Origin of the sequence: Serratia proteamaculans, from assembly GCF_949794035.1 — a bacterium.
GTDB classification, from domain to species: Bacteria; Pseudomonadota; Gammaproteobacteria; order Enterobacterales; family Enterobacteriaceae; genus Serratia; species Serratia proteamaculans.
This window is the reverse complement of record NZ_OX461105.1, coordinates 4,821,082-4,847,764: the sequence shown is the minus strand read 5'-3', so window position 1 is coordinate 4,847,764 and position 26,683 is coordinate 4,821,082. Positions and strand designations below refer to the sequence as shown.

The window sequence follows — 26,683 nt, the reverse complement described above, 5'->3', positions numbered from 1 at the left end:
ACTGCCTGCGACAATGACGCCTATTTGATATAGGCTCTTGTCAGTCCTTTTCTGTTGAGCGTTGGTAGGTGCTTACCACCAACGGCAATCAGGGAATATGTTAGATTTTATGAGCTGTGTTACGCCGTTTCGTGCGCTGACAGGGTGGTAAACTGAGCCTTTGTTCAGGGAATTCAGGCCTCATCCAATTTCCGTGCATTCGAGCAGAAACAATACAGACTATTTTTCACCGAAGTAGAACGTTTTTGCGCCTTGTCGCTGCTTCGTGTGGTTGGTAAAGTAGGCGGATTTTATTTTCCGCCCCCAGCTTGCAGGATTATCCTTTAGTTATGTTTAAGAAATTTCGTGGCATGTTTTCCAATGACTTGTCCATCGACTTGGGTACCGCCAATACCCTGATTTATGTTAAAGGGCAAGGCATTGTACTGAACGAACCTTCGGTGGTTGCCATTCGCCAGGATCGTGCCGGTTCACCCAAGAGCGTTGCGGCCGTGGGTCATGAGGCTAAACAAATGCTGGGGCGTACGCCCGGCAATATCGCGGCTATTCGTCCGATGAAAGACGGCGTTATCGCCGACTTCTTCGTGACTGAAAAAATGCTGCAGCACTTTATCAAACAGGTTCACAGCAACAGCTTCATGCGGCCAAGCCCGCGCGTGCTGGTGTGTGTGCCGGTCGGCGCAACTCAGGTTGAACGTCGTGCGATCCGCGAATCCGCCCAAGGGGCCGGTGCGCGTGAAGTGTTTCTGATCGAAGAACCTATGGCTGCGGCAATCGGTGCAGGCCTGCCGGTTTCTGAAGCGACCGGTTCAATGGTGGTGGATATCGGTGGTGGTACTACTGAAGTCGCGGTGATCTCACTGAACGGTGTGGTTTACTCTTCTTCCGTGCGTATCGGCGGTGACCGTTTCGACGAAGCCATCATTAATTATGTGCGTCGTAACTATGGCTCACTGATTGGTGAAGCGACGGCCGAACGTATCAAACACGGCATCGGTTCCGCTTATCCGGGCGATGAAGTGCATGAAATCGAAGTCCGTGGCCGTAACCTGGCTGAGGGCGTGCCGCGCGGCTTTACCCTGAACTCCAATGAAATCCTCGAAGCGCTGCAGGAGCCGTTGACCGGCATCGTCAGTGCGGTGATGGTAGCGCTGGAGCAGTGTCCGCCGGAACTGGCTTCCGACATTTCCGAACGCGGCATGGTGTTGACCGGTGGTGGCGCATTGCTGCGCAACCTGGATCGCCTGCTGATGGAAGAAACCGGTATTCCGGTCGTCGTGGCAGATGATCCGCTGACCTGCGTAGCTCGCGGTGGCGGCAAGGCGTTGGAAATGATCGACATGCATGGCGGCGATTTGTTCAGCGAAGAATAGTCAGCCCCAGGAAGGAGGAATCGTATCGGATGAATGCGCAAAGCGAAAATCAGGTACGGTTCCTCTTTCTGTTGTCGAGGAACACGCATAATTTATGAAGCCGATTTTTAGCAGGGGACCTTCCCTGCAACTACGACTTTTTTTGGCAGTGATTGTGGCTATTTGCCTGATCGTTGCCGATAGCCGTCTCGGTACGTTCGTGAAAATACGTAACTACATGGACACGGCTGTCAGCCCTTTCTATTTCCTGGCCAATGGGCCACGCAAAGTTTTGGACAGCGTTTCAGAAACGCTGGCTACCCGCCAACAGCTGGAGCTGGAAAACCGGGCTCTGCGACAGGAACTGTTGCTGAAAAACAGCGATGTTCTTCTTCTTGGCCAATTCAAGCAGGAAAATGCCCGTTTGCGTGAGCTGTTAGGCTCGCCGCTGCGCCAGGACGAACACAAAATGGTCACCCAGGTGATCTCGACCGGTTCCGATCCTTACAGCGATCAGGTAGTGATCGACAAAGGATCAGATAACGGCGTTTATGAAGGTCAGCCGGTCATCAGTGATAAAGGCGTGGTCGGTCAGGTGGTGGCGGTGGCGAAGGTCACCAGCCGCGTGCTGCTGATCTGCGATGCGTCACATGCACTGCCGATCCAGGTGTTGCGTAACGATATCCGGGTGATCGCCGCAGGCAGCGGTTGTGCCGACGATTTACAGCTTGAGCATCTGCCAAACAATACCGATATTCGCGTGGGCGATGTACTGGTTACCTCCGGCCTGGGTGGTCGCTTCCCGGAAGGTTATCCGGTGGCGGTAGTGTCCTCGGTCAAAGTGGATAACCAGCGTGCCTACACGGTGATCCAGGCACGCCCTACGGCGGGCCTGCAGCGCTTGCGCTACCTGTTATTGCTGTGGGGTGCCGACCGTAATGGCGATATGCCGTTGCCGCCGGACGAAGTGCACCGTGTTGCCAACGAGCGCCTGATGCAGATGATGCCGCAGGTGCTGCCGCCGGCCGATTCTATGGGGCCGCCAATGCCTCTGCCGGCACCGGCAACCGGCGCTGCCGTACCCCCAACCGCTGCACCGGCCACTGGAGTCACCCAATGAATCGCTACCGCAGTAATGGGCGCTGGATAATCTGGCTGTCATTCCTGGTGGCGCTGGTGCTGCAAATCATGCCGTGGCCGGAACAGATCTACATGTTCAGACCTTCCTGGCTGGCATTGATCCTGATCTACTGGGTGATGGCGCTGCCACACCGGGTTAACGTCGGCACCGGCTTTGTGCTGGGGCTGATTATGGATCTGATCCTCGGTTCGACGCTGGGCGTGCGAGCGCTGGCGCTGGGGATCATTGCCTATCTGGTCGCGTTCAAATTCCAACTGTTCCGCAACATGGCCCTCTGGCAACAGGCGCTGATCGTGGTGCTATTGTCCCTGGCGATGGACGTTGTGGTGTTCTGGGCCGAGTTTTTAGTGATCAACGTCTCTTTCCGCCCAGAGGTGTTCTGGAGTAGTGTGGTAAACGGCATTTTGTGGCCGTGGTTATTCCTGCTGATGCGCAAAATCCGCCGTCAGTTCGCCGTACAGTAAGGGTATTTATACCCAAGAAATTTCGAGTTGCGGCCAGGCGGCAACTGAGTGAATACCCAGGAGCCTGGATAACCAGGTGACTGGGTTGATTGAGGGCAGCCAACACCGCTGCAGCTTGAAATATGAAGGGTATATCAATGACTTCGCTTTATCTGGCCTCCGGCTCTCCCCGTCGACGTGAATTACTGACCCTGTTGGGCGTGACGTTTGAAATCATCCTGACGGATACCGAAGAACAGCGGCAGGAAGGAGAAGCTGCCGAAGCCTATGTGCGTCGTTTGGCGCAGGATAAGGCCAGAGCAGGCGTGGCACTGGCTCCACAGGATTGTCCGGTGCTGGGCGCCGACACTATTGTGGTGCTCAATGGTCGGGTATTGGAAAAACCGCAAAACGAAGCGCATGCGGCCCAAATGCTGGCGGCGCTGTCGGGTAAACAGCATCAGGTGATGACCGCGGTGGCGATCGCCGATCGCCATGACGTTCTGTGCCAGCTAGTGGTGACAGACGTGACATTCCGCAACCTGTCACAGCAGGATATCTGCGACTATATTGCAACGGGCGAACCGATGGATAAAGCGGGCGCCTACGGAATTCAAGGAAAGGGTGGTTGTTTCGTCAGAACGATAACCGGGAGTTATCACGCGGTGATGGGCTTGCCGTTAGTCGAAACACATGAGCTGCTCAGTCATTTTGTCGCATTACGTGATGTAAGAACCGGTTGATGGGCGCTGCCATTATCGACCGGCTCTGAGGAGAAGGCATGACAGCTGAGCTACTGGTTAATATCACACCGTCTGAAACGCGGGTTGCCTATATTGATGGCGGCATCCTGCAAGAGATCCATATCGAGCGCGAATCCAAGCGCGGCATCGTCGGCAATATTTATAAAGGGCGCGTCAGTCGCGTGTTGCCGGGTATGCAGGCGGCATTCGTCGATATCGGCCTGGACAAAGCGGCCTTCCTGCACGCCTCCGATATCATGCCGCACACCGAATGTGTCGCCGGTGATGAGCAGAAAAATTTCCACGTGCGCGATATTGCCGAACTGGTGCGCCAGGGGCAGGATCTGATGGTGCAGGTGGTGAAAGATCCGCTGGGCACCAAAGGCGCACGTCTGACTACCGACATCACTTTACCTTCGCGTTACCTGGTGTTCATGCCGGGGGCAGCGCACGTTGGCGTTTCGCAGCGTATAGAAAGTGAAGCCGAGCGCGATCGCCTGAAAAAAGCCGTCGCCGGTTACTGCGATGAACTGGGTGGATTTATCATCCGCACCGCGGCAGAAGGCATTGGTGAAGAAGAGCTGTCGCAAGACGCCGCCTTCCTCAAACGCCTGTGGACCAAGGTGATGGAGCGTAAAAAACGCAACCAGACCAAATACAAACTGTACGGCGAGCTGGCACTGGCGCAGCGTATTCTGCGCGACTTTGCCGGTGCGGCGCTGGACAGGATCCGCGTCGACTCGCGCCTGACCCACGATCTGCTGGTGGAGTTTACCGGTGAGTACATCCCGGATATTACCGCCAAGCTGGAGCTGTATACCGGCAGCCAGCCGATCTTCGACCTGTACGACGTCGAAAACGAGATCCAGCGGGCGCTGGAGCGCAAGGTTGAGCTGAAATCCGGCGGGTACCTGATCATCGACCAGACCGAGGCGATGACCACCGTGGATATCAATACCGGCGCCTTTGTCGGCCATCGTAATCTCGACGAAACCATCTTCAATACCAATATCGAAGCGACCCAGGCGATTGCCCGCCAACTGCGGCTGCGCAACCTGGGCGGCATTATCATCATTGACTTCATTGATATGAACAATGACGAGCATCGTCGTCGGGTGTTGCATTCACTGGAACTGGCGCTGAGTAAAGATCGGGTAAAAACCACGATTAACGGCTTCTCTCAGCTAGGCTTAGTGGAAATGACGCGTAAACGCACACGCGAAAGCATTGAACATGTGCTGTGTCATGATTGTCCTACCTGTCATGGACGCGGCACTCTGAAAACTGTGGAAACCGTGTGCTACGAAATTTTGCGTGAAATTGTGCGCGTGCACCATGCTTATGATTCAGATCGTTTCCTGGTTTATGCCTCTGCGGCGGTGGGTGAGGCGCTGAAAAGCGAAGAGTCCCATGCGCTGGCCGAAGTGGAAATCTTTGTTGGCAAACAGGTGAAGGTGCAGATCGAACCTTTGTACAGCCAGGAACAGTTTGACGTTGTCATGATGTAGTTCGCCTGTTGGCGACCAAAGTCCGGTATGGGTGGGGCTCAGCGTGCTGGGCCCCCCATGCATAGATATTCCCGTTGCCAGGCAGCGGAAGCAAGGAGAACTGCGTGAGGCGACTGCCTGGGATTTTGTTAGCTACAGGCGCCAGTCTGATTGTCGTCGTGGCGTTGCTGATCAGCGGGCTGCGTTTGGCGCTGCCTGAACTGAACAACTATCGCCCGCAACTGTTGGCCAAGGTCGAAAGCCTCTCCGGCGTACCGGTCCAGGTCGACTTTATGCAGGGAAGTTGGGAAACCTTCGGCCCGCAGCTGGAAATGCGCAACGTACGCGCCACGCTGCCTAAAAGCAACCTGCGTATTGAACGCGTTACGCTGGCACTGGATGTGTGGCAGTCGCTGCTGCACTGGCGCTGGCAATTCCGCGATCTCACCTTTTACCAACTCCAGTTTGATCTCAATACTACCCTGGGTGGCGATGAGCACCAGGGCAGCACCATCGAGCCGGGTAAAGTCAGCGATTTACTGTTACATCAGTTGGATCACTTCAACCTGCGCGACAGCCGCATTTCATTCCTTACGCCCGCCGGTGCGCGCGCCGAATTTGAGATCCCACAGCTTACCTGGCTTAACGGCCGCGATCGCCACCGTGCCGAAGGGCAGATTAGCCTGTCGACGCTGAATGGCCAGCATGGCGTGGTACAGCTGCGTATGGACCTGCGTGATAACCAGGGCTTATTGAATGTGGGTACGGTCTATATGCAGGCCGATAATATCGACATGAAACCCTGGTTCACCCGCTGGTTGCGCATTAATACCGGTCTGGAAAGCGCCGATTTCAGCCTGGCGGCCTGGCTGCAAATCAAGAACGGTGAGATCGCCGGTGGCAATGCGTTGCTGAAGCAGGGCGCGGCCAACTGGAACGTGGGGAAACAGCCACACCGGCTGGACGTGGACAATCTGGCGCTGACGCTCAGCCGCCAGGGGACCGGCTGGCAGGTCGAAGTGCCACAGTTAAACCTGGCCACCGACGGTCAGGCCTGGCCGCAGGGTAAGCTTTCGGCATTGTGGTTGCCGGAAAACACCGAGTTTATGGGGCCGGGGCAGACGGAAGAACTGCGCGTGCGCGCCTCCAATATTCAGCTAGAACGCCTGGCTGCGCTGTTGCCGACCTTCTCGTTCCTCAGCCCGGACGTACTTGATCGCTGGAACGATTTGCAGCCGCAAGGCCGGCTCAACGCGCTGGCATTAGATATCCCGCTGAAACAGCCGGAAAAAACCCGCTTCCAGGCCCGTTGGCAGGACGTTAGCTGGCAGCCGTGGAAACTGCTGCCGGGGATTAACCACTTCTCTGGCGCACTGAGCGGTGGCGTGGAGAATGGCCGCCTGCAGCTCGATCTCAACGACAGCACCTTACCGTACGGCGATATGTTCCGTGCTCCGCTGGAAGTCAGCAGCGCGCGTGGTGCGCTGACCTGGTTGAACAACGATCAGGGCTGGGAACTGGCGAGCAAAAATCTGGATGTGAAGGCCAAATCACTGTGGGTTAACGGTGATTTCCGCTACCAGCAACCGGCCAAAGGTGACCCGTGGCTGAGTATTCTGGCCGGTATCCGCCTGTATGACGCGGCGGACGCCTGGCGTTACTTCCCGGAACCACTGATGGGCAAGCACCTGGTGGATTACCTCAGCGGTGCCATTCAGGGCGGGCAGGTGGATAACGCCACGCTGCTTTACAACGGTGACCCACAGCATTTCCCTTACCGCAAACACGAAGGCCAGTTTGAAGTGTTTGTTCCGCTGCGCCACTCCACCTTCCAGTTCCAGCCGGAGTGGCCGGCGCTGACCGATCTGGCTATCGATCTCGACTTTGCCAACGAAGGGCTGTGGATGAATGCCCCGCAGACCAAACTGGGCAAAGTGGACGGCAAGAATGTCACCGCCGTTATTCCGGACTACCTGAAAGAACGTTTGCTGGTTGATGCCGACGTGGCGGGCCAGGGCGCGGAAATCCATAACTATTTCGAACAAACCCCGCTGCACGATTCGCTGGGGGCGGCCCTGGATGAGCTGCAGATTGGCGGTAATGTCAGTGGGCGCTTACACCTCGATATTCCCTTGAACGGCGAGCTGGTTCGCGCCACGGGCGAGGTGGCGCTGAACAACAATTCACTGTTGGTGAAGCCGATTGAAAGTGAGCTGCAAAGGGTCAGCGGCAAGTTCCGCTTCGATAACGGCAACCTGAGCAGTGATACGTTGTCGGCCAACTGGTTCGGGCAACCGGTCGCGGTAAATTTCACCACCCTGGAAGGCAAAAGCGACTACAAGGTCAACGTTGGCCTGAAGGCCGACTGGCAGCCGGGCAAATTCCCGGGTATCCCGCAGGAAGTGGCCGATGCGCTTAGCGGCAGTGCTCCCTGGCAGGGTCAGGTTGCCATTGTCTTACCGCATAAGGGCGCAGCCAGCTATGACATTGGCGTGGATGCTGACCTCAAAAAAGTAAGCAGTCACTTACCTTCTCCGTTAGATAAACCGGCGGGTGAGTCCTTGCCGTTGAGCGTAAAAGTGAAGGGTGGCCTGAATGGGTTCATGCTGACTGGCAACGCCGGCAAGCAAAATCATTTCAACAGCGAATGGACCTTCGCCAAACAGCAGGTGACGCTGGCGCGCGCGGCATGGCAAACCGAGGGCAGTGGGACCCCGCCGTTACCGGCCGGTAAATCACTGACGTTGAATTTGCCGGCGCTGGACGGTGAGAAGTGGCTGGGCCTGATGGCACCGGCGATGAAACAAAGTGGCGGTTCGGGCAAGGTGGGTGGTTTTAACTTCCCGACCACCGTAGCCCTGAAAACGCCGCAGTTACTGCTGGGCGGACAGGCCTGGCACAAGCTGACACTCTCGGCGGAGCAACAGCTCGGTGGCACCCTGATCAGCGCCAAAGGCGAGGAAGTCGACGGCAGCCTGCGGGTGACAGAACGTGGGCCGTGGCGTGCCGATATCAACTATCTTTATTACAATCCGCAGTTTAGCGACAGCAAGGGCACCCCGACCGCGGCAACCAACCCGTTGGCGGTGGTAGATAAGGTTTCCTTCCGTGACTGGCCGTCGTTGATGCTGCGCTGCAAGTCGTGCTGGGTGATGGGGCAAAACCTCGGCAAGGTGGAGGCAGATCTGGCCAATCAGGGCGATACCCTGACCCTGGAGCATGGCTTGATCGACACCGGCAAAGGGCGCATGACCGCCAGCGGCCTGTGGAAACAGAACGCTCAGGAAGAGCGCAGTTCGCTGAAAGGCAAGCTGCTGGGCGGCAAAATTGACGAAACCGCCGCTTTCTTCGGCATCACCACGCCGTTGAAAGGTGCGCCTTATGACATTGATTTTGATCTGTACTGGCGTGGCACGCCGTGGAAACCGCAGATGAGTACCCTCAGCGGTGCACTGAAGGTCAATATGGGCAAGGGAGAGATCGACAGCATGGGCGGCGGTCGTGCTGGCCAGCTGTTGCGTTTGGTCAGCGTCGACTCCTTGTTACGTAAGTTGCAGTTCGATTTCAGCGATACCTTCGGCAAAGGTTTCTACTTTGACTCCATCCGCAGCACCGCGTGGCTGAAAGATGGCATAATGCATACCGATAATCTATTGGTTGACGGACTGGCGGCGGATATCGCCATGAGCGGTCAGGTCGATTTGGCACGCCGACGGATTGATATGGAAGCGGTTGTCGCACCGGCTATTTCGACCACTGTCGGTGTCGCCACCGCATTCGTGATTAATCCGATCGTCGGCGCGGCGGTGTTTGCTGCCTCGCAGGTGCTGGGGCCGCTGTGGAACAAGATCTCACTGATTCGCTACCATATCAGTGGCGATCTGGACCAGCCGAAGGTCAATGAGGTGTTGCGTAAGCCAAAGGAGAAGAAGGCGCCATGAGAAATGCTAACGTTGCGTTGTTACAGTTGTGCAGTGGTGATCGGGTGCGTGACAACCTGGCCCAGATTGAACAGCAGATTAAGCAGCTCAATGCCGGGGTAAAACTGGTGATGACGCCGGAGAACGCCCTGCTGTTCGCCAATTCCGCGGCTTATCGTGAACATGCGGAACACCAGGGCGACGGACCGCTGCAGAATGCGGTGCGCGAGATGGCGCGGCGCTATGGCGTCTGGCTGCTGATCGGCTCGATGCCGCTGGTCAGCCGTGAAAACCCTGCGCTGATCACCACCAGCAGCCTGCTGTTTGACGACCAGGGCGAGATCCGTGGGCGTTACGACAAGCTGCACATGTTTGACGTGGACATTAACGACTCTCACGGCCATTATCGAGAGTCAGATACCTATCAGCATGGCCAGCAACTCACGGTGGTGGATACCCCGGTCGGGCGGCTTGGCATGACCATCTGCTACGATCTGCGCTTCCCGGCGCTGTTCCAGGCGTTGCGAGCGCAGGGTGCTGAACTGATTTCCGTACCGGCGGCCTTTACCCGCGTGACCGGCGAAGCGCACTGGGAAATCCTGCTGCGCGCCAGGGCGATTGAAAACCAGTGTGTGATCCTGGCACCGGCGCAGGTTGGCAGCCATGGCCCGACTCGTCGTACCTGGGGCCATTCGCTGGCGGTGGACGCCTGGGGCAAGGTACTGGCCGAAAACCCGGATGCGGTCTCGGCATTGAAAGTCCGGGTCGATATTGCCGGGCTCAAAACGATTCGCGAGCAGATGCCGGTATTGCAACATAACCGATTCCAGACGTCGCTGACGGCGCCGTTTGACAAAAAATCCTCCATTAAAGAGTGAAAAAATTATGAGTCTGACGTTTGTCAGTGAGCAGTTACTTGCTGCCAATAAGCTGAGCCACCAGGATCTGTTTTCCGTCCTGGGGCAACTGGCCGAACGCCGCCTCGATTATGCCGATCTCTATTTTCAGTCGAGCTACCACGAAGCCTGGGTGATTGAAGACGGCATCATCAAGGATGGTTCCTACAATATCGATCAGGGGGTCGGGGTGCGTGCCGTTAGCGGCGAGAAAACCGGCTTCGCTTATGCCGATCAGATCACCCTGAACGCCTTGCAGCAAAGCGCCCATGCGGCGCGCAGCATTGTGCGTGACATCGGCAATGGTCAGGTGCATACCCTGGGTGAAATCAGCCATAAGGCGCTGTATCCCCTGCTTGATCCGCTGCAAAGTCTGCCGCGTGAAGAGAAAATCGCCCTGTTGCACCGTGTTGACAAGGTCGCGCGTGCCGCCGACAAGCGGGTACAGGAAGTCAGTGCCAGCATCACCGGTGTGTACGAGCAGATCCTGGTGGCGGCTACCGACGGCACTCTGGCGGCGGACGTTCGCCCACTGGTTCGTTTGTCAGTCAGCGTGCTGGTGGAACAAGACGGCAAGCGTGAACGCGGTTCCAGTGGTGGCGGCGGCCGTTTCGGCTATGACTATTTCCTGGAAATCGCTGATGGCGACGTCCGTGCCGATGCCTACGCCAAAGAAGCGGTGCGCATGGCATTGATTAACCTTTCCGCGGTGGCGGCCCCGGCCGGCAATATGCCGGTGGTGCTGGGCGCGGGCTGGCCTGGCGTTCTGCTGCATGAAGCGGTGGGCCACGGTCTGGAAGGCGACTTCAACCGTCGCGGTACCTCGGTATTCAGCGGCCAGATGGGCCAGTTGGTGGCCTCGGAGCTTTGTACCGTGGTGGATGACGGCACCCTGCAGGGGCGTCGTGGTTCACTGGCGATCGATGACGAAGGCGTGCCGGGCCAATACAACATGCTGATTGAGAACGGTATCCTGAAAGGCTACATGCAGGACAAGCTCAATGCGCGTCTGATGGGCGTTGCACCGACCGGCAACGGTCGCCGCGAGTCTTATGCGCACCTGCCGATGCCGCGCATGACCAACACTTATATGCTGGCGGGCAAGTCGACGCCGGAAGAGATCATTGCCAGCGTTGAATACGGCCTGTATGCGCCAAACTTTGGCGGCGGCCAGGTAGACATCACCTCTGGCAAATTTGTGTTCTCCACCACCGAAGCCTATCTGATCGAAAATGGCCGCATCACCAAGCCGGTGAAGGGCGCCACGCTGATTGGCTCCGGCATTGAGGCGATGCAACAGATTTCGATGGTCGGTAACGACCTGGCGCTGGATAAAGGCGTCGGCGTGTGTGGCAAAGAGGGGCAAAGCCTGCCGGTGGGCGTCGGCCAGCCGACCCTGAAGCTGGACACCCTGACCGTGGGTGGTACCGCGTAATACTTTTCCAGGGGCCGGTTCACGGCCCCTGTTAGCCTCTTTTTTGCGGCGCTAATCGCATTAACAGCAAATTCCCTCCATCTGGCTTAAATTAAGACTGATTCACTGTTTTTCCCTGTTAGAGAAAATCAATAAGCTACATTTACCCTTTCCAGGTGACTTTCCGCTGCCTGCTTTAGGAATGTTCGTAACTGAAGGGCCAAATCCGGGTCGCGGCTAATGGTTCGCATCTTGTTACATCCCTCGTTCTATCGTTAAAATGCCGAAAAAACACACGGATGACCTTCTGAATGGATTCAGTCACTCAACGGCTCTCGGCAGCTTTGCTGTGCCTCTTATTTTCCTCCGCCACCGGCGCTAACCTGCTTAGCCCGGCGGACCGCGACACTATCCAACAACAACAGCGTGACTTGCTGGAGCAAAACCAGCAGCAGCGGCAGGAATTGCAACGCAGCCTGACGCCGACCTTGCCCGCAACCCCGGCACCCAGCGCCAACGCGGGGGGCCCTTGCTTCACCATCAACCATATTCGGCTGGAAGGCGCGGATCATCTGCCCGCCAGTGCGCAACGCAAACTTACTCAAGATTATCTGCAGCAATGCCTGAATCTGGGGCAAATCCAAACGCTGGTGCAGCAGATTTCCGACTGGTACATCAGTCGTGGCTATATCACCAGCCGCGCATTTCTGACCGAGCAGGATCTGTCGCGTGGCGAGCTGCGGTTACTGGTGCTGGAAGGCAAACTGGAGAAAATCCTGTTGGAGCAGCAGGACGATCGCATGCTGAAAATGGCCTTCCCGGGCCTGCAGGGCAACATCCTTAACTTGCGTGATATCGAGCAGGGTATGGAGCAGATTAACCGTCTGCGCCAGCAACCGGTGCAGATAGAAATCTTGCCAGGCAGTCAACCGGGCTTCTCGGTGGTCAATTTGAGCGCCAAACCTGAGTTTCCGCTGATGCTCGGGCTGGGGTTCGACAACAGCGGGCAAAAAAGCACCGGGACCGGGCAGATCAACGGATCGCTGACCGGCAATAACCTGCTGGGGCTGGCGGATCAATGGTTTGTCGCCGGTGCGCGCAGCAGTGATTTTGCCAACGATCATAATGCGCGCAGCGTGCAGACCGGCGTCAGCCTGCCTTACGGTTACTGGACGCTGGATTACAACTATTCCTACAGCGACTACCTGACCACCCTCAATAACCAGGGTTTTGACTGGCGATCCAGTGGCGACAGCCAGACTCATCGGCTGGGTGTTTCGCGGGTGTTATTCCGTGACGGCGAAATGAAAACCGGCATGTCGCTCGGGCTGACGCACCGTATCAATCGCAATTATCTCAACGATACCCGGCTGGAAAGCAGCAGCCGCAAACTGACCAGCGTTACGCTGGGCGTCAGCCATAGCCAAAAACTGCTGGGCGGTTTCGCTACCCTGAACCCGGCCTACAGCCGTGGCGTGCCGTGGCTGGGCGCGGAAAATGACAGCGGAAAAGTCAAAGAAGCCCCTCGGGCCGAGTTTCACAAGCTTTCGCTTTCCGGCAGCTATTACCTGCCGCTGGGGCAGGAGTGGACCTATCTCACCAGTTTATACAGTCAGTGGAGCAACCACCGTTTGTACGGCAGCGAACGCCTGACGATTGGTGGCGAGAGCTCGGTGCGCGGCTTCAAAGAGCAATACCTTTCCGGCGACAAGGGCGGCTACTGGCGTAACGAGGTGAACCGCTCGCTGGTGACACTGCCCTACCTCGGCAGCATTAACGCCCTGGCGGCGGTGGACGGCGGCTATCTGCATCACGATACGCTGGACGCCAACGCCTCCGGCACGCTGTGGGGCGGTGCCGTAGGGCTGGGCAGCCGTAACCGCTACTTCAGCAGCCAACTGACCCTCGGTTGGCCACTGGCTTATCCCGACTGGCTGAAACCGGATCGGGTCTCGGTTTATTACCGGGTCAATATCGTACTTTAACGCTAATGCACAGGAAGGTTTCAAGGATGAAGCGCCAAAATAATCAACCGCTTAAAGCTCATCAGCGTCTGTTGAGCTACACCCTGTGCATCTTGCTGGCCGGGCAGCCGCTGCTGCCGGCGCTGGCCGAAGGCATCAACGTGGCCGAGGGTAATACCCGGGTCGATCAGGCCGCCAATGGCGTGCCGGTGGTCAATATCGCCACGCCGAATCAGGCCGGTATTTCTCATAATAAATACAACGATTTCAACGTTGGCAAAGAGGGGATGATCCTCAACAACGCCACCGGTCAGCTCAACCAGAGCCAGCTTGGCGGCCTGATTCAGAACAACCCCAACCTGCAGGCCGGCAAGGAAGCGCAGGGCATCATCAACGAAGTGGTGGCCCCCAACCCTTCACAGCTGCAGGGCTACCTGGAGGTGGCGGGCAAGCAGGCCAGCGTCATGGTCGCCAACCCCTATGGCATCACCTGCGACGGTTGCGGCTTTATCAACACCCCTAACGCGACGCTGACCACCGGCAAGCCGGTGCTGGGTGCCGACGGCAAGCTGCAGGCGCTGGAAGTGACCCAGGGGGCGATCACTATTCAGGGCAAGGGGCTGAATGCCGGCAACAGTGACAAATTCGCCCTGATCGCTCGCGCTACCGCGATCAACGCGGAACTGCATGCCAAAGATCTCAGCATTACGCTCGGCGCCAATCGGGTGGATGCGACAGGCAAGGCCACGGCGATCGCCGGTCAGGGGGAAGTTCCCAAAATCGCCATCGATACCGGTGCGCTGGGCGGTATGTACGCCAATCGTATTCATTTGGTGTCCAGTGAAAAAGGGGTGGGGGTTAACCTCGGCAATCTCACCGCGCGTGAAGGCGATATTCAACTGGAGGCCAATGGTCAACTGCGGCTGAACAACACGCTGGCACAGCGCAACCTGAATGCCACGGCGGCGAGCATGACGCTGAGCGGCAAGCATAAGGCGGAGCAGGCGCTTACCCTGAACAGCCGTGGCGATATCGCTATGGAGCAGGCCACGCTGAGCGCCAAAGGCGATATGAACCTGACCGCTGCAGGCAAACTGCAGGCGGGCAAAGCCGACACGGACGGCCGCTTGCAGTTGAATGCCGCCAGCCTGAGCAGTGATAAAAACAGCAGCCTGACGGCCGAAGGGGATATTGACCTGACGCTTAGCGGCGACGGCAACTGGCAGGGTACCCTGACCGCCGGACGCGATCTGCACTTGCAGACCCATCATCTGACCAACAGCGGCCAACTGGCTGCCAATCACGATAGCCGCCTCAAGACACAGAACCTGACCAACTCCGGTCTGATACAGGCACAGGGCACGCAGAACCTGACCAGTGCCCAACTCAATAACCCGGGGCAGTTGAAAGCGGGCGGTGTGCAGACCATCACCGCCAACGGTGTCGATAATCAGGGGACGATCACTTCCCAACAGCAGCTCGATCTGCGGGTGCGCGACAAGCTTAATGTCGGTGGCTCACTGTCTGCTGATGGCTTGTTAACGGTACAGGCTGGCGAGTTTTTGTTGGCCGGAAAAGCCAACGGCAAGCAGGGTATTACCCTGGACCACACCGACGTGCTGAAGACTGAGCTGGGTTCATCATTGTTGAGCGACAGCAATATCACCCTCACCGCTGATGACGCGCAACTCGGCGGGCTGCTTTCCAGTGAGCAAGGTCTGACGCTGGAAACGCAAAAACTGCTGTCTACCGCCGGCGCCCGCACCCAGTCCAAACAGGACATGACGCTCAAGGTTGCGCAAGACGCGCAGTTGGCCGGCGTGTTCAACACGCTGGGGGATTTGAAGTTTTCTGCCGCCACTGCGCATAACAGCGGTGACATTGGCGCCAGGTCGCTGGATCTGACGTTCACCAAAACCTTCAATAACGCCGGTAAGTTTGAGGCGGAAAATACAATAACCCTCACCACGCCATCGTTGATCAATTCGGGGGTTATGGTCGCCAAAGGCATCGAGCTTAATGCCGACAGCCTGGACAACAGCGGGCGACTGCAGGCGTGGGAAAACGCGAATATCACCAGCAAAGATCTGCAAAACCGCCTGGCGGGCCAGTTGCTGGCCGGTGGCACACTGACGCTGCAGGGCACCGAGCTAAACAATGCCGGCAAGCTGCAAGGCAAGACCGTAGATATTGACGTGCAGCGTTGGGACAACACCGGCAGCGCGCTGGGCGACAACGGCTTAACCGCCGTGGTTGGGCTGGCGTTGAAAAACAGCGGGCAACTGCTGAGCGACGGGCCGATGAAACTGACGGCAGCCACGCTGAACAACGACGGTAAAATACTGAGCGAAGGCGCGTTAGCGCTTTCGGCGGACAGCGTCAGCAATCAGGGGGAAGCGCAAGGTGCGACCACTCACGTTACCGCCAAATCGCTGACCAACAGCGGCAACCTGATTGGCATACAAAAGTTGGTGTTGCAGCTGCAAAAGGATCTGAACAACGCCATCGGTGGCAAGTTGCTTAGCGACGGTGAACTCACGGCCAACGCGGCGACGGTGAATAACAGCGGATTATGGGATAGCGGGAGTATTACGCTGACGGCTCAGCAACTGGATCATAAAGGCACGTTGCAGGCGGACAAAGAGATCTTGCTGGATCTGAGCGGTAGTCTTACTGCTGATGCGGGTAGTAAGATCTTCTCCAATGGCAAGGCGGATCTGACGGCGCTGTCTTTGGACAACCAGGGTCATATACAGGCCGACGAACTGAAATTGAACGCCACAGACCTGACCAACAGCGGCAGGCTACAGGGGCAAAAAAACCTCGAGGCCAAGCTGAGCGGCGTATTCAATAACCTGGCAGGCGGTAACCTGCGCAGTCTGGGAACCTTGCGGCTGGAGGCGGCGGAGCTAAATAACGTCGGGCATCTGCAGGGCGATGGTAGCAGTGTGCTGCAGTTGGATCGTCAGTTGATCAACTCCGGCAACCTGAAGATTGGCGGCGCGTTGAGCCTGAAAGCACCGACGCTGACCAACAGCGGCTGGCTGCAAGCCAACAGCCTGACGCTCAACGGTACCCGTTTGGATAACAGCGGCACATTGAGCACCACCGGCGATAACCAGCTGACACTCGATAGTCTGAATAATAAGGGGACGCTGCAGGGCGGTAATTTAATCCTGCAAGCGGACAGCCTGGATAACAGCGGTACGCTGCTGGCGACGAGCCAGATGAGTCTCAAAGCGCGGCAGGTAGATAACCAGAAGAGCGGCAAGCTGTTGAGCGGTGGCGATATGACACTGGCAAGCAGCCTGCTGAATCAGTACGGCCAACTGGTGGCACTGGGCAACATGACGCTGAGGCTGAAGGACGCCTTTACCCAGAGTGGCACTCTGGCGGCTGGCAAAGCGCTGGCCCTGACCAGTGACGGCGATATTCTGCTGCAAGGCACCACTCAGGGCCAGGGTGTCGATGTGCGCAGTGGCGGCCAATTAACCAACGCCGGCACCTTGCGCGGCGGTAGCGGCGAAATGCGCCTCGAAGCCGCCGGGATCACGCAAAATGCCGATGCCAGCCTGCAGTCGGGCGGATTGGTGCAGTTGTTGAGCCGTGGCGACATCAGCAATAACGGCTTTATCGGCACCGCCGGTGATCTGCTGTTGAGTGCCGCTAACCAATTGATCAACAGCGGCATGTTGTACGCCGGTGGCGATATGAAGCTACTGGCGGATCGCATCACCAACCAGCGCGGCGACATTCTGGCAGGCAAAGACCTGTGGATGCAGAAAGATGGCGACGGCAAGGCCAACAGCCAGATCGTCAACACCTCCGGCACCATAGAAACCGAAACCGGCGATATTCATATCAATACCGCGCATCTGCTTAATCAGCGTGATGGGCTAAAAACCTCGGTTACGCAGGAGGATCTGACCAAAAAATACGACTGGCTGAACGGCGCCACGGCCAGCATCCCGCTGAGCTTCTTTGACGATGACGAGTACGGCTACTACACCGTAGATACCATGCGTCAAATGGCGGGGGATGCTGCACGTGAAGTGTACAAGAGGTATACCTACGCCTCGCCGTATGCCACGACCAAAGAGATGGCGCTGTCGACCAGTAAAGTAACGGTCAGCAGTGATGGCGGCGCGGGACGCATTGCCGCCGGTCGTAACATGACGCTGAATGCCACCACGCTGGATAACCTGGCCAGCGATATTCTGGCCAATGGAGATATTGCACTTACCGGCAGCAAGCTGAACAACCAGTCATGGTCTGCGGGTACAGAAACGCGCTATCAAACCTATACCTATCAAAAACCGCCGTTGCCGGGATCGGATAATAAGCCGAAGGTATCTGCTGTATCTGCAATCAATGACTATGCCAAAGGGAAAATTGACGACAAGAATATCCACTATAAAGCCAGCGGAGATGTGCGCACTGAACGCACCGACGACGGAGTCTATCGTTCGGTTATTCAGGCTGGCGGTGCAGTCAATGCCAGCTTTACCGACGATATCAGCAATACCACGCTGACCCCGAACGCCGGTAGCCTCAGCCATACCCTGACCCGACCCACGTTGGACAGCCTGCAGCAGCCTGACGCCGTCAGCGGCGTAGAACAGCAAGCGTTGGCGAAGGATCAAAGCGTCGTTTTCGGCACGCCGGAGTGGAAAGACAATCTGCAGGCGGCACTCGGCACGCTCGGCAATAACGCCGTAGACTTGTCAGATTACCCACTGCCAAGCGGTGGCAATGGCCGCTTTGTCGTCACTGAGGATCCGAGCAGCCCCTATCTTATCACCACCAACCCCAAACTGGACGGCCTGGGCCAGTTGGACGGCAGCCTGTTCAACGATCTCTACGCCATGCTGGGCCAACAGCCGGGCGTTGCCCCGCGTGAAAGCGACAGCCGTTTCACCGATGAAAAGCAGTTTATCGGTTCGGCCTATTTCCTCGACCGCCTGAAATTAAACCCAGATTACGACTACCGCTTCCTCGGGGATGCGGCGTTCGATACCCGTTACATCAGCAACGCGATGCTCAGCCAAACCGGCCAGCGCTATCTTAACGGCGTCGGTTCCGAACTGGCACAGATGCAGCAATTGATCGACAACGCGGCACGGGCGCAGAGCGGCCTGAATCTGCAGTTTGGCATCAGCCTGACACCGGCACAGGTTTCACAGCTGGATCACAGCATCGTCTGGTGGGAGAAGGTGACGGTCAACGGCCAGACGGTACTGGCACCCAAACTCTATTTGGCCAAAGGTGACGTCGCCCCACTGAGCGGCAGCGTGATTGTCGGCAATAAGGTTAACCTGAACGGCGGCAGCATCCGCAATGACGGCAGCACGCTGCAGGGCGGCGAGCGCCTGAACGTCAATAGCCAGGCGGACATCAGCAACCTTAATCAGGGGATGATCGACGCTACCGGTGGGCTGAAGTTGAGTGCTATCGGTGATATCAGCAATATCGGCTCAACCATCAGCGGCCAGCGTGTCCAGCTTGCAAGCCAGGATGGCAGCATTATCAACACAACCCAGGCCCGCCAGTGGGATGCCACCGGGACCCAGGGGGGCCAGACGTTGACGCGTTCGCGCACGGAGGTCGGTGATACCGGCGTGATCCGCGCCGGGGATACATTGAACATGCAGGCCGGTAACAATATCGATATTACCGGGGCAAAAATTACCTCTGGTGGTGCCATGGATCTGCAGGCGGGCGGCGACGTCAATCTGCTTGCCAATAACACCTCTCGTGCCGATAAGTCTGACGGCGGCCGCTGGGGCGGTGGGCTAAAAGAAAGTGAAACTCATGGCAGCCTGGCCAGTGACATCAGCGCGGGTGGGCCGTTAAACGTCAGTGCCGGGCAGGATCTGAATCTGACCGCCAGCCAAATCGGCAGCAAGGGCGATGCGGCATTAAAAGCCGGACGTGACATCAATCTGCAAACCGCCGAACAGGGGAGTCGTCAGAAAACCGACGGCAGTGAGCACATCAGCAGCGGTGCGACGCGCAGCACTCTCACCAGCGGCGGGGATCTGCAGTTGCAGGCTGGTCGCGACCTGAACTCGCAGGCAGCTGCGCTGGTGGCAGACAACGACGTCAGCCTCCGTGCCGGGCGTGACGTGAACCTCAATACCCAGCAAAGCCGGGAATATCAGGAAAGCCACGGCGGCCGCCAACAGCGGGTGAATGAGTCCATACGCCAGCAGGGCACGGAAATCGCCAGCGGCGGCGACACGCGCATTCAGGCCGGGCGTGACGCAACCCTCAATGCCACCCAGGCACAGGCTGGTGGTGACGTGGCGGTGAGCGCCGGGCGTGATATCGCGCTGAACAGCGCCACTGAAAGCGACTACAGCTTCTTCGAAGAGACCAAGGTCAAAAAAGGACTGATGTCCAAAACCACCACCCATACGGTGGAGGAGGACTATGCCACCCACGAGAAAGGTGCACTGCTGAGCGGCAACAACGTCTCGCTCAACGCCGGTAATGACTTGAAGGTGCAAGGCTCGACGGTAGTCGGTGACGGCAAGGTGAACCTGCAGGCGGGCAATAACGTCGATATTGTGGCGGCGACCGAGGAACAATCCAGCTACCGACTGAACGAGAAAAAAACCAGCGGCGTGTTCAGCGGCGGCGGCATCGGTGTGACCTTCGGCAGCAAATCTTCCCGCCATCAGTTGAACGAAGACGGCACTACCCAAAGCCAGAGCGTCAGCACCATAGGTTCAACCGGTGGCGACGTGAATATCGTGGCCGGCGGCAAGGCGCATATCGGTGGCGCGGACGTGATTGCGGATAAGAACCTGTCGGTGACGGGAGATAGCGTGCAGATCGATCCGGGCCAGGATATTCGCCGTCGTGATGAAACTTTTGAGCAGAAGCAGAGCGGCCTGAGCCTTGCCTTGTCTGGCACGGTAGGCAGCGCCATCAACAGTGCGGTGACCACCGCCCAGCAGGCGAAGCAGGAGACCGACGGGCGACTGGCGGCATTGCAGGGTACCAAAGCAGCCTTGTCCGGCGTGCAGGCGGTTCAGGCAGGGCAACAGGCAACGCTTGGCAATACCGATACCGAAGAAGGCAGCATGGTCGGCATCAGTATCTCGCTGGGTGCCCAGAAATCGTCGTCGAAGCAGCATCAGGAGCAAACTGCCGTTACCGGTTCCTCGCTCACTGCCGGCAATAACTTGCAGTTGACGGCTACCGGCAAAGGCAACACGGCCGACAGCGGCGATATTGCCGTGGTGGGCAGCCAGCTAAAAGCGGGGGGAGACACCACCCTGAATGCCGAGCGGGATGTGCTGTTGTTGGGTGCCGCCAATACGCAGAAGACCGAGGGCAGCAACAAGAGCAGCGGCGGTAATATCGGCGTCAGTATTGGCGTGGGACAACAGACCGGATTGAGCGTGTTCGCCAATGCCAACAAGAGCCAGGGTAGCGAGCATGGCGATGGCACGTTCTGGAGTGAAGCGACGATAGACAGTGGCGGTACGCTGTCGATGCACAGTGGCCGGGACACCCTGCTGTCGGGGGCCCAGGCCAGTGGCGAAACGGTGAAGGTGGATGCCGGGCGTAACCTGACGTTGCAAAGCCAGCAGGATAGCGATAACTACGACGCGAAGCAGACCAGCGTCAGTGGCGGTGTCAGCGTGGCCATCATCGGTGCGGGTGGCTCCGCCAGCCTGAGCATGAGCCGTGACAAACTGCACAGCAATTATGACAGCGTGCAGGAGCAAACCGGTCTGTTTGCCGGCAAGGGCGGCTATGATGTTAAGGTTGGCGAACATACGCAGTTGGACGGTGCAGTCATTGCCAGCACCGCCACGGCGGATAAGAACCGTCTTGATACCGGCACACTGGGCTTCAGCGATATCCATAATCAGGCGGATTTCAAGGCCGAACACCAGGGGGGGAGTATCAGCAGCGGCGGCCCGGTTGGGTCAGATCTGCTGACCAATCTGGCAGGCGCAGCCCTTTCCGGTGCAGGTAATAAAGGGCACGCAGAAGGCACCACGCAGGCGGCGGTGTCGGGCGGTAGCGTGGTCATTCGGGATCAGGCCAATCAAAAACAGGATGTTAATCAGCTCAGCCGGGATACCGAGAACGCCAATGGCAGTATCGGGCCGATATTCGACAAGGAGAAAGAGCAGAACCGGCTGAAGCAGGCGCAGCTGATTGGCGAGATAGCCGGGCAGACAATGGATGTTATCCGCACTCAGGGTGATATCAATGGGCTGAAGGCGGCGAAAGCGGCCAATCCGACTGAAAAAGACGTCAAGGTGCTGCGTAACAGTGACGCCTATAAAAAGGCGATGGAAAGCTATGGCACCGGCAGCGATATGCAAAGAGCCGCGCAGGCGGTAACGGGGGCATTGCAGGCTCTGGCGGGGAACAATCTGGCCGGGGCTCTGGCGAGCGGTACGGCACCTTATCTGGCGAGAGAAATCAAAGCGCGTATTGGTGATGACAACGTAGCCGCCAACGCGATGGCACATGCGGTGCTGGGTGCGATAGCCGCGCAGTTAAACAACCAGTCAGCGGTAGCCGGAGCGGTGGGTGCAGGCGGTGGCGAACTGGTCGCGCGAGTAATACTGAGTGAGATGTTCCAGGGCCGTAAAATCTCGGAGCTGACAGAAAGCGAGAAACAGCAGGTGAGCGCGCTGAGTCAACTGGCCGCAGGGCTGGCGGGCGGTCTTGCTGCCGACAGCAGCGCAGGCGTGGTGACAGGTTCGCAAGCCGCTAAGAATGCGGTGGAGAATAACTCACTGTCGGGAGATCATGCCCGCGAATCTGTTAAACAGATTGCCGGAAATATGAAGGATCAGGTCAGGGGTAAGCTGGGTGAAGGTACACTATCGTCCATCGTTAACAGTGTTATCGGTGCGGCAGCAGACTCAGGCGATGCGTTGCTTGGCGCAGCGGATTATGGTGCCGATGGGGCGATGGCTCTCACCTCATGCGCAATGGGCGATAGCTACTGTACCCAAGCATTAAGCGATCTGTCAGGTAAGAATCAGGCCGCCGCGGATACTCTGAAAGCCTTGATGAAGAGTGATACCTGGTCAGCGGTAGCAGACACGGTAAAACAGGCGTATCAGGGAAATCAGGTAGCGTTGGAAGCTACAGGTGGAATGCTTGCCGGTATTATATTACCCGGTAAGAAGGTGCCGGGTGGAACGGTTGCATCTGATGCGAGTAAGGCGGAATCAACAGCAGCTAAAGCTACCGGTGGAGCGGAGAATATAGCCACCTACCCGAAGCTAAAAGACGATCTGGTACAGCAAAATCTGAACAATATTGCGAAGCAGGATCCGAGGCTGGAAATCGCTATTAAAGGTGATGGATCAGGTAAAAAAGACTTCTCTATGGGGAAAGGATCCAGCGCTGAAGCTGATAGGCTAGGTAAAATATGGCTAGGCGATGGAGCAAAAAAAACTAGCGGGGGTAGTTGGATTAGCGCTGATGGAACTCGTGGGTATCGGCCACCTTCAGCTAAAGACTCTCCTTTCGCTACAACGGGTACACAAGCAAACTTTGAAACTTATGAAATCAACTCGTCAGGTAAGTCAGTCAAAGTTGGAAATGGTCATCTGAATATTTTGGATTAAAAATGAAAGCAGTACTTAAAAATATTGATTGTGTTCACCATGAATTCATTGCTTATCAACCTGCGGTTGACGAAATAGCAATAACTTTAACCCTGACGATAGGTACTTCTGATTCGTTAGGTGGAGACAACTTTGATCTTTTTATCTGCACCCCAGAATGGCTCTGTAAGCATCAGTGGTTGCCGGAACTGATGCGTCACACGCTTTTGGTACGTAGATATGATTTGGATGAGATAACCAAAACCATCACAGATTACATCGACCAGTGCGAAGGCAGTGACTGGATGGAGATAGCTCAAAAGCTCTCCCGCGCCTTTGCCTGGGAATATGAAGATTATCAACCTTAACAGGGAGCCCCGGCTATTGGCCGGGGTTCTTGTCTCTATGCACTAAATCCCCCAAAGCTGTAATGGCAGCGGCTGACACCGCTGCCATGATGTGACGTTGGTGCTATTTAACGGAGTTGGGGAAATGGCCTAACGTGCTGGAAAAGCGCGCCGGGGCAAAAAGTTGCCAGCGTCAAAATGCACTGACGAAAAGTGGTTGTCACAGGCTGAGTATACTGGGAAAAACTCTGTTCGCTGGTTAGCTTCACAACGGATAAATTTTTTGTGGAGAATAACTTTTTGGCTGTTCCTGCGTCTGTTTCGCCGTCGGTTGTTGTACCAAATTCGTCTATTAGTGAAACAGGTGGAAATGAAACCTGGGATGCGGAGATGGTTCGGATATCGAGAACGGCAACGGTAATATCGGGCCGATATTCGATAAGGAAAAAGAGCAGAACCGGCTGAAGCAGGCGCAGCTGATAGGCGAGATAGCTGGGCAGACAATGGATGTTATCCGCACTCAGGGTGATATCAATGGGCTGAAAGCGGCCAACCAAAAATAACAGTGCTTCAGCGGGTGCTGTTACTATTTAGAAGCGTTAGGATTTGTAAGTAATATGAATAAGTTAGAGGTCTACATAAAAATGTTTGAACTTGTTCTACCTTATGTTAGGAGTATTCAGTCACAAAATTCAAGGGTGAAATCAAGGGATGTATCATGTTATTTAGAAACGGAACTTATACATGGTCTTCCTAAAAGCTTTATGGATACTAGTATAACTGAGCATGATATATGGTTTTTGAATTACCAGGCGAAATATTATTTTGAAAAGTGCAATGATGATATATCACCAAACTATAATCAGCACGTGGATTATATCAGGATGTTATTTAAAATGGTTCCTGAAAAATTAAAATCTAAGCTAATATGGGCTGGCCCATAAGTAACAAGCCAGGATAATGTTGACATTGTTACTTCTAAGCCCTAGATCTCGCCTCCGTAACCGACTCACTCTGGGGGACGACGATATCGTGAGTTATAATCTAAAAATATGATTATCATAATATTTATCTTGTGAATATTTAATCACTAAAGATTAATCATTAAGAAAATAAATGCCTTTATATTAAAGATAAATGATATCAATAAATACCCAACATGATGTTGGAATACTACTAACAAGGAGCAGTAATGAAAAAAGTTCTGTGTGTTTCCATGGTGAGCAGTTTTCTGTTATTAACTGCCTGTTCATCAACCAATAATGTAGAAAAGGTCACCGCCGCTAATGGCAGTAGTATTGGCGTGAAGACTTTCTTTGCTCTACCTGAAAATAATAATAATCAATATGCTGATACCAAGCTGCGTATTGTCACGCAGACCGATACTGGTGTCGGTGTGGGGCTACAGGTTTTAACATCTGCACTTACCGGTGGTCTTTCTGCCAGTACCTTCAGCAAGGATACGTTGAAAGGCAGCAGCGTAGATACTTTGCCAGAACCGACCAAAAGCTATTTGGTGCCTAAGGCCAAGGTTGTTATCGCCGACTGGTTGCAAAAGAACGGTGCTGGTTACAGTTACAAGAATAATTTGAACATCACCCCCGCCAGGTGGTTGCTGGTTTATCAAGAGCTGGCGAAAAGTGATACTCAATTCGAACTGCGCTACGCCGTTACCTTTTATAAGCGGCCGGAGGGGGGAAGCATGTTCTCAGCCTTCGACCAATTCAAATGCAGCCCAACCCCGCGTTCGGCATCGTTGGCACAGTGGCAAGCCAGTGATTATGCGATGGTGAAACAGGTCACTACAGAATATATGGATAACTGCCTGAGCCAGCTGGATGGGAAATTAACCGCATTACTAAAGCGCTAGTTTCTCCTCCGCGATAAAACCAGGCCGGGCGGGACTCCAAAAGCCACCCGGCCCATCAATACCACCTTAATAACCGCAGCTTAAACCTTCACTTCCCCAATCCTCTCCAGTGCATCCACCACCAAATCCCAGAACTTATCCTGATCCAGCTTTACCGCCACCTGGGTGTGGCAGTCCGGCGGCGGTGCGGCGCGGAAATCGGCCACCGTCATGCCCAGCGTCAGGGTACCGGTCAGTTCGATATCTACCGGGACTTTACGCACTGTCATCACGTCGGGGTCGATCACATAAGCCACCGCACAAGGATCGTGCACCGGCGGTGCGCTAAAGCCCTGCGCTTGTTGATACATTTTTCCGAAGAATTCGAGCAGTTCGCCGACAAACCTGGCTGGCCCGGTAGGGATAGCAGCGATGCGGGCGCACACTTCTGGCGTGGCGAGAGCCTGATGGGTCAGATCCAGCCCGACCATGGTCAGTGGCCACTTTTCATTGAACACGATGTGCGCGGCTTCCGGATCGATCTTGATATTGAATTCTGCCACCGCGCTCCAGTTACCCACGTGGTAGCCGCCGCCCATCAAAACCACTTCTTTCACTCGTTCGGCAATGCGTGGTTCTTTGCGCACCGCCATAGCGATGTTGGTCAGGCCGCCGGTCGGCACCAGCGTCACGCTGCCCGGCGGGTGAGCCATGATGGTGTCGATGATCAGATCTACCGCATGGGAGGGTTCCAGTTTTAATGTCGGCTCCGGCAGCACCGGGCCATCCAGGCCCGACTCGCCATGGATATCAGGGGCGACTTCTATTTGTCGTACCAACGGGCGCGGGCAGCCGGCGGCAAAGGGTACGCCGGTGATATTGGCGATGCGTGCGACGGCCAGCGCGTTGCGGGTGACCTTATCCAGCGTTTGATTGCCCACCACGGTGGTCACGGCCAGCAGATCGATCTGCGGGTTACCCCAGGCCAGCAGCATGGCGATCGCGTCGTCATGTCCCGGGTCACAGTCCAGTATGATTTTTTTCATTGTTATTCCTGATGCAGGGAGAGGTCTCCGCAGCATAGCGCACCGGTGGTGGGCGAGGTAATGACCGAAGATGCTTTTTGCTAACCACATCAAAGCGTTGCTGATTTAGCGGTGTAATTAAACGTAAATCCCCCTTGGCGCGCTTTACCCTGGAGTTTACTCCAGGGTTTATTCTGCAACCTGGCGTAAAGCACTAAGGAGAAGCGCGATGAGCTTGTTGAAAAAGCTTTTGGGGCAAGGCGGTTTTGGTGGCGGGCATCAACGTGCGGGGCACCGTAGTGGGCATCATGGCAACCGTTATAATCAGCATGGCGATCAGGGGCCGCAATGCCTGCAATGTCAGGCACCTAACAAGCCCGGTGCCCGTTATTGCCACCGTTGCGGTCAGCCTTTTGAGGCGGCAGCGGCACAATGCAGCGGATGTTCCGCACCCTTGCCGCCGGGCAGCCGTTTTTGTCAGCAATGCGGCAAGGCCGCTAACGGGGGATAGC

General features: G+C 56.3%; 14 protein-coding genes and 1 pseudogene. 14 read left to right on the top strand and 1 reads right to left on the bottom strand.

The genetic code is table 11. The features are described from left to right. The first annotated feature begins 329 nt into the window (after window positions 1-329). The 13 genes and pseudogenes from mreB (at window position 330) to QOT07_RS22450 (ending at window position 25,167) form a co-directional block, all read left to right on the top strand. Window positions 330-1,373 carry a rod shape-determining protein MreB gene (gene mreB / locus QOT07_RS22515; protein ID WP_085119693.1) on the top strand — a complete coding sequence of 348 codons (1,044 nt, stop codon included), beginning with the start codon at window positions 330-332 and terminating at the stop codon, window positions 1,371-1,373. Between the two features lie 94 nt (window positions 1,374-1,467). Further along, window positions 1,468-2,472: a rod shape-determining protein MreC gene (mreC, locus tag QOT07_RS22510; RefSeq protein WP_099065510.1), complete on the top strand. Its 1,005-nt coding sequence runs from the start codon at window positions 1,468-1,470 to the stop codon at window positions 2,470-2,472. Next, complete coding sequence (gene mreD, locus QOT07_RS22505) at window positions 2,469-2,957, top strand: rod shape-determining protein MreD (RefSeq protein WP_012147104.1); 489 nt, start codon at window positions 2,469-2,471, stop codon at window positions 2,955-2,957. Before mreC ends, mreD begins: the two co-directional genes overlap by 4 nt. A gap of 137 nt (window positions 2,958-3,094) precedes the next feature. Further along, window positions 3,095-3,679 (top strand): Maf family protein, encoded by a 585-nt coding sequence (locus QOT07_RS22500; RefSeq protein ID WP_207977309.1) that lies wholly within the window; start codon window positions 3,095-3,097, stop codon window positions 3,677-3,679. Window positions 3,680-3,717: 38 nt separating this feature from the next. Then, on the top strand, window positions 3,718-5,187 hold the full coding sequence (gene rng / locus QOT07_RS22495) for a ribonuclease G (protein WP_012147102.1): 1,470 nt from the start codon (window positions 3,718-3,720) through the stop codon (window positions 5,185-5,187). Between the two features lie 104 nt (window positions 5,188-5,291). Further along, window positions 5,292-9,107, top strand: a complete 3,816-nt coding sequence (gene yhdP / locus QOT07_RS22490) for an AsmA2 domain-containing protein YhdP (protein ID WP_283603945.1) — start codon at window positions 5,292-5,294, stop codon at window positions 9,105-9,107. After that, the gene (nit1, locus tag QOT07_RS22485) at window positions 9,104-9,964 is read left to right on the top strand and encodes a deaminated glutathione amidase (RefSeq protein WP_099065513.1); all 861 of its coding nucleotides are present in this window, start codon (window positions 9,104-9,106) and stop codon (window positions 9,962-9,964) included. Before yhdP ends, nit1 begins: the two co-directional genes overlap by 4 nt. A 7-nt stretch (window positions 9,965-9,971) precedes the next feature. Continuing rightward, window positions 9,972-11,417 (top strand): metalloprotease TldD, encoded by a 1,446-nt coding sequence (tldD, locus tag QOT07_RS22480; RefSeq protein ID WP_099065514.1) that lies wholly within the window; start codon window positions 9,972-9,974, stop codon window positions 11,415-11,417. Window positions 11,418-11,707: 290 nt separating this feature from the next. Next, a complete protein-coding gene (locus QOT07_RS22475) occupies window positions 11,708-13,381 on the top strand; it encodes a ShlB/FhaC/HecB family hemolysin secretion/activation protein (RefSeq protein ID WP_283603944.1) in 1,674 nt (557 codons plus the stop codon). A 26-nt stretch (window positions 13,382-13,407) separates the two neighbouring features. After that, window positions 13,408-22,971, top strand: coding sequence for a hemagglutinin repeat-containing protein (locus tag QOT07_RS22470; protein ID WP_283603943.1), 9,564 nt, complete (start codon window positions 13,408-13,410; stop codon window positions 22,969-22,971). 2 nt (window positions 22,972-22,973) lie between these two features. Next, window positions 22,974-23,318 carry an immunity 8 family protein gene (locus QOT07_RS22465; protein WP_207977319.1) on the top strand — a complete coding sequence of 115 codons (345 nt, stop codon included), beginning with the start codon at window positions 22,974-22,976 and terminating at the stop codon, window positions 23,316-23,318. 377 nt (window positions 23,319-23,695) lie between these two features. Beyond that, a pseudogene (locus QOT07_RS25915) lies at window positions 23,696-23,857 on the top strand (hemagglutinin repeat-containing protein); the annotation flags it as partial. A gap of 632 nt (window positions 23,858-24,489) precedes the next feature. Further along, complete coding sequence (locus tag QOT07_RS22450) at window positions 24,490-25,167, top strand: hypothetical protein (RefSeq protein WP_283603940.1); 678 nt, start codon at window positions 24,490-24,492, stop codon at window positions 25,165-25,167. Window positions 25,168-25,247: 80 nt separating this feature from the next. Here the strand turns inward: QOT07_RS22450 and uriH are convergent, their stop codons facing one another. Then, a complete protein-coding gene (gene uriH, locus QOT07_RS22445; protein WP_207977325.1) occupies window positions 25,248-26,192 on the bottom strand; it encodes a uridine-preferring nucleoside hydrolase UriH in 945 nt (314 codons plus the stop codon). A gap of 208 nt (window positions 26,193-26,400) precedes the next feature. Between uriH and QOT07_RS22440 the strand changes: the two genes are divergently transcribed. Next, the gene (locus QOT07_RS22440) at window positions 26,401-26,682 is read left to right on the top strand and encodes a zinc ribbon domain-containing protein (RefSeq protein WP_085119170.1); all 282 of its coding nucleotides are present in this window, start codon (window positions 26,401-26,403) and stop codon (window positions 26,680-26,682) included. Window position 26,683 lies beyond the last annotated feature (1 nt).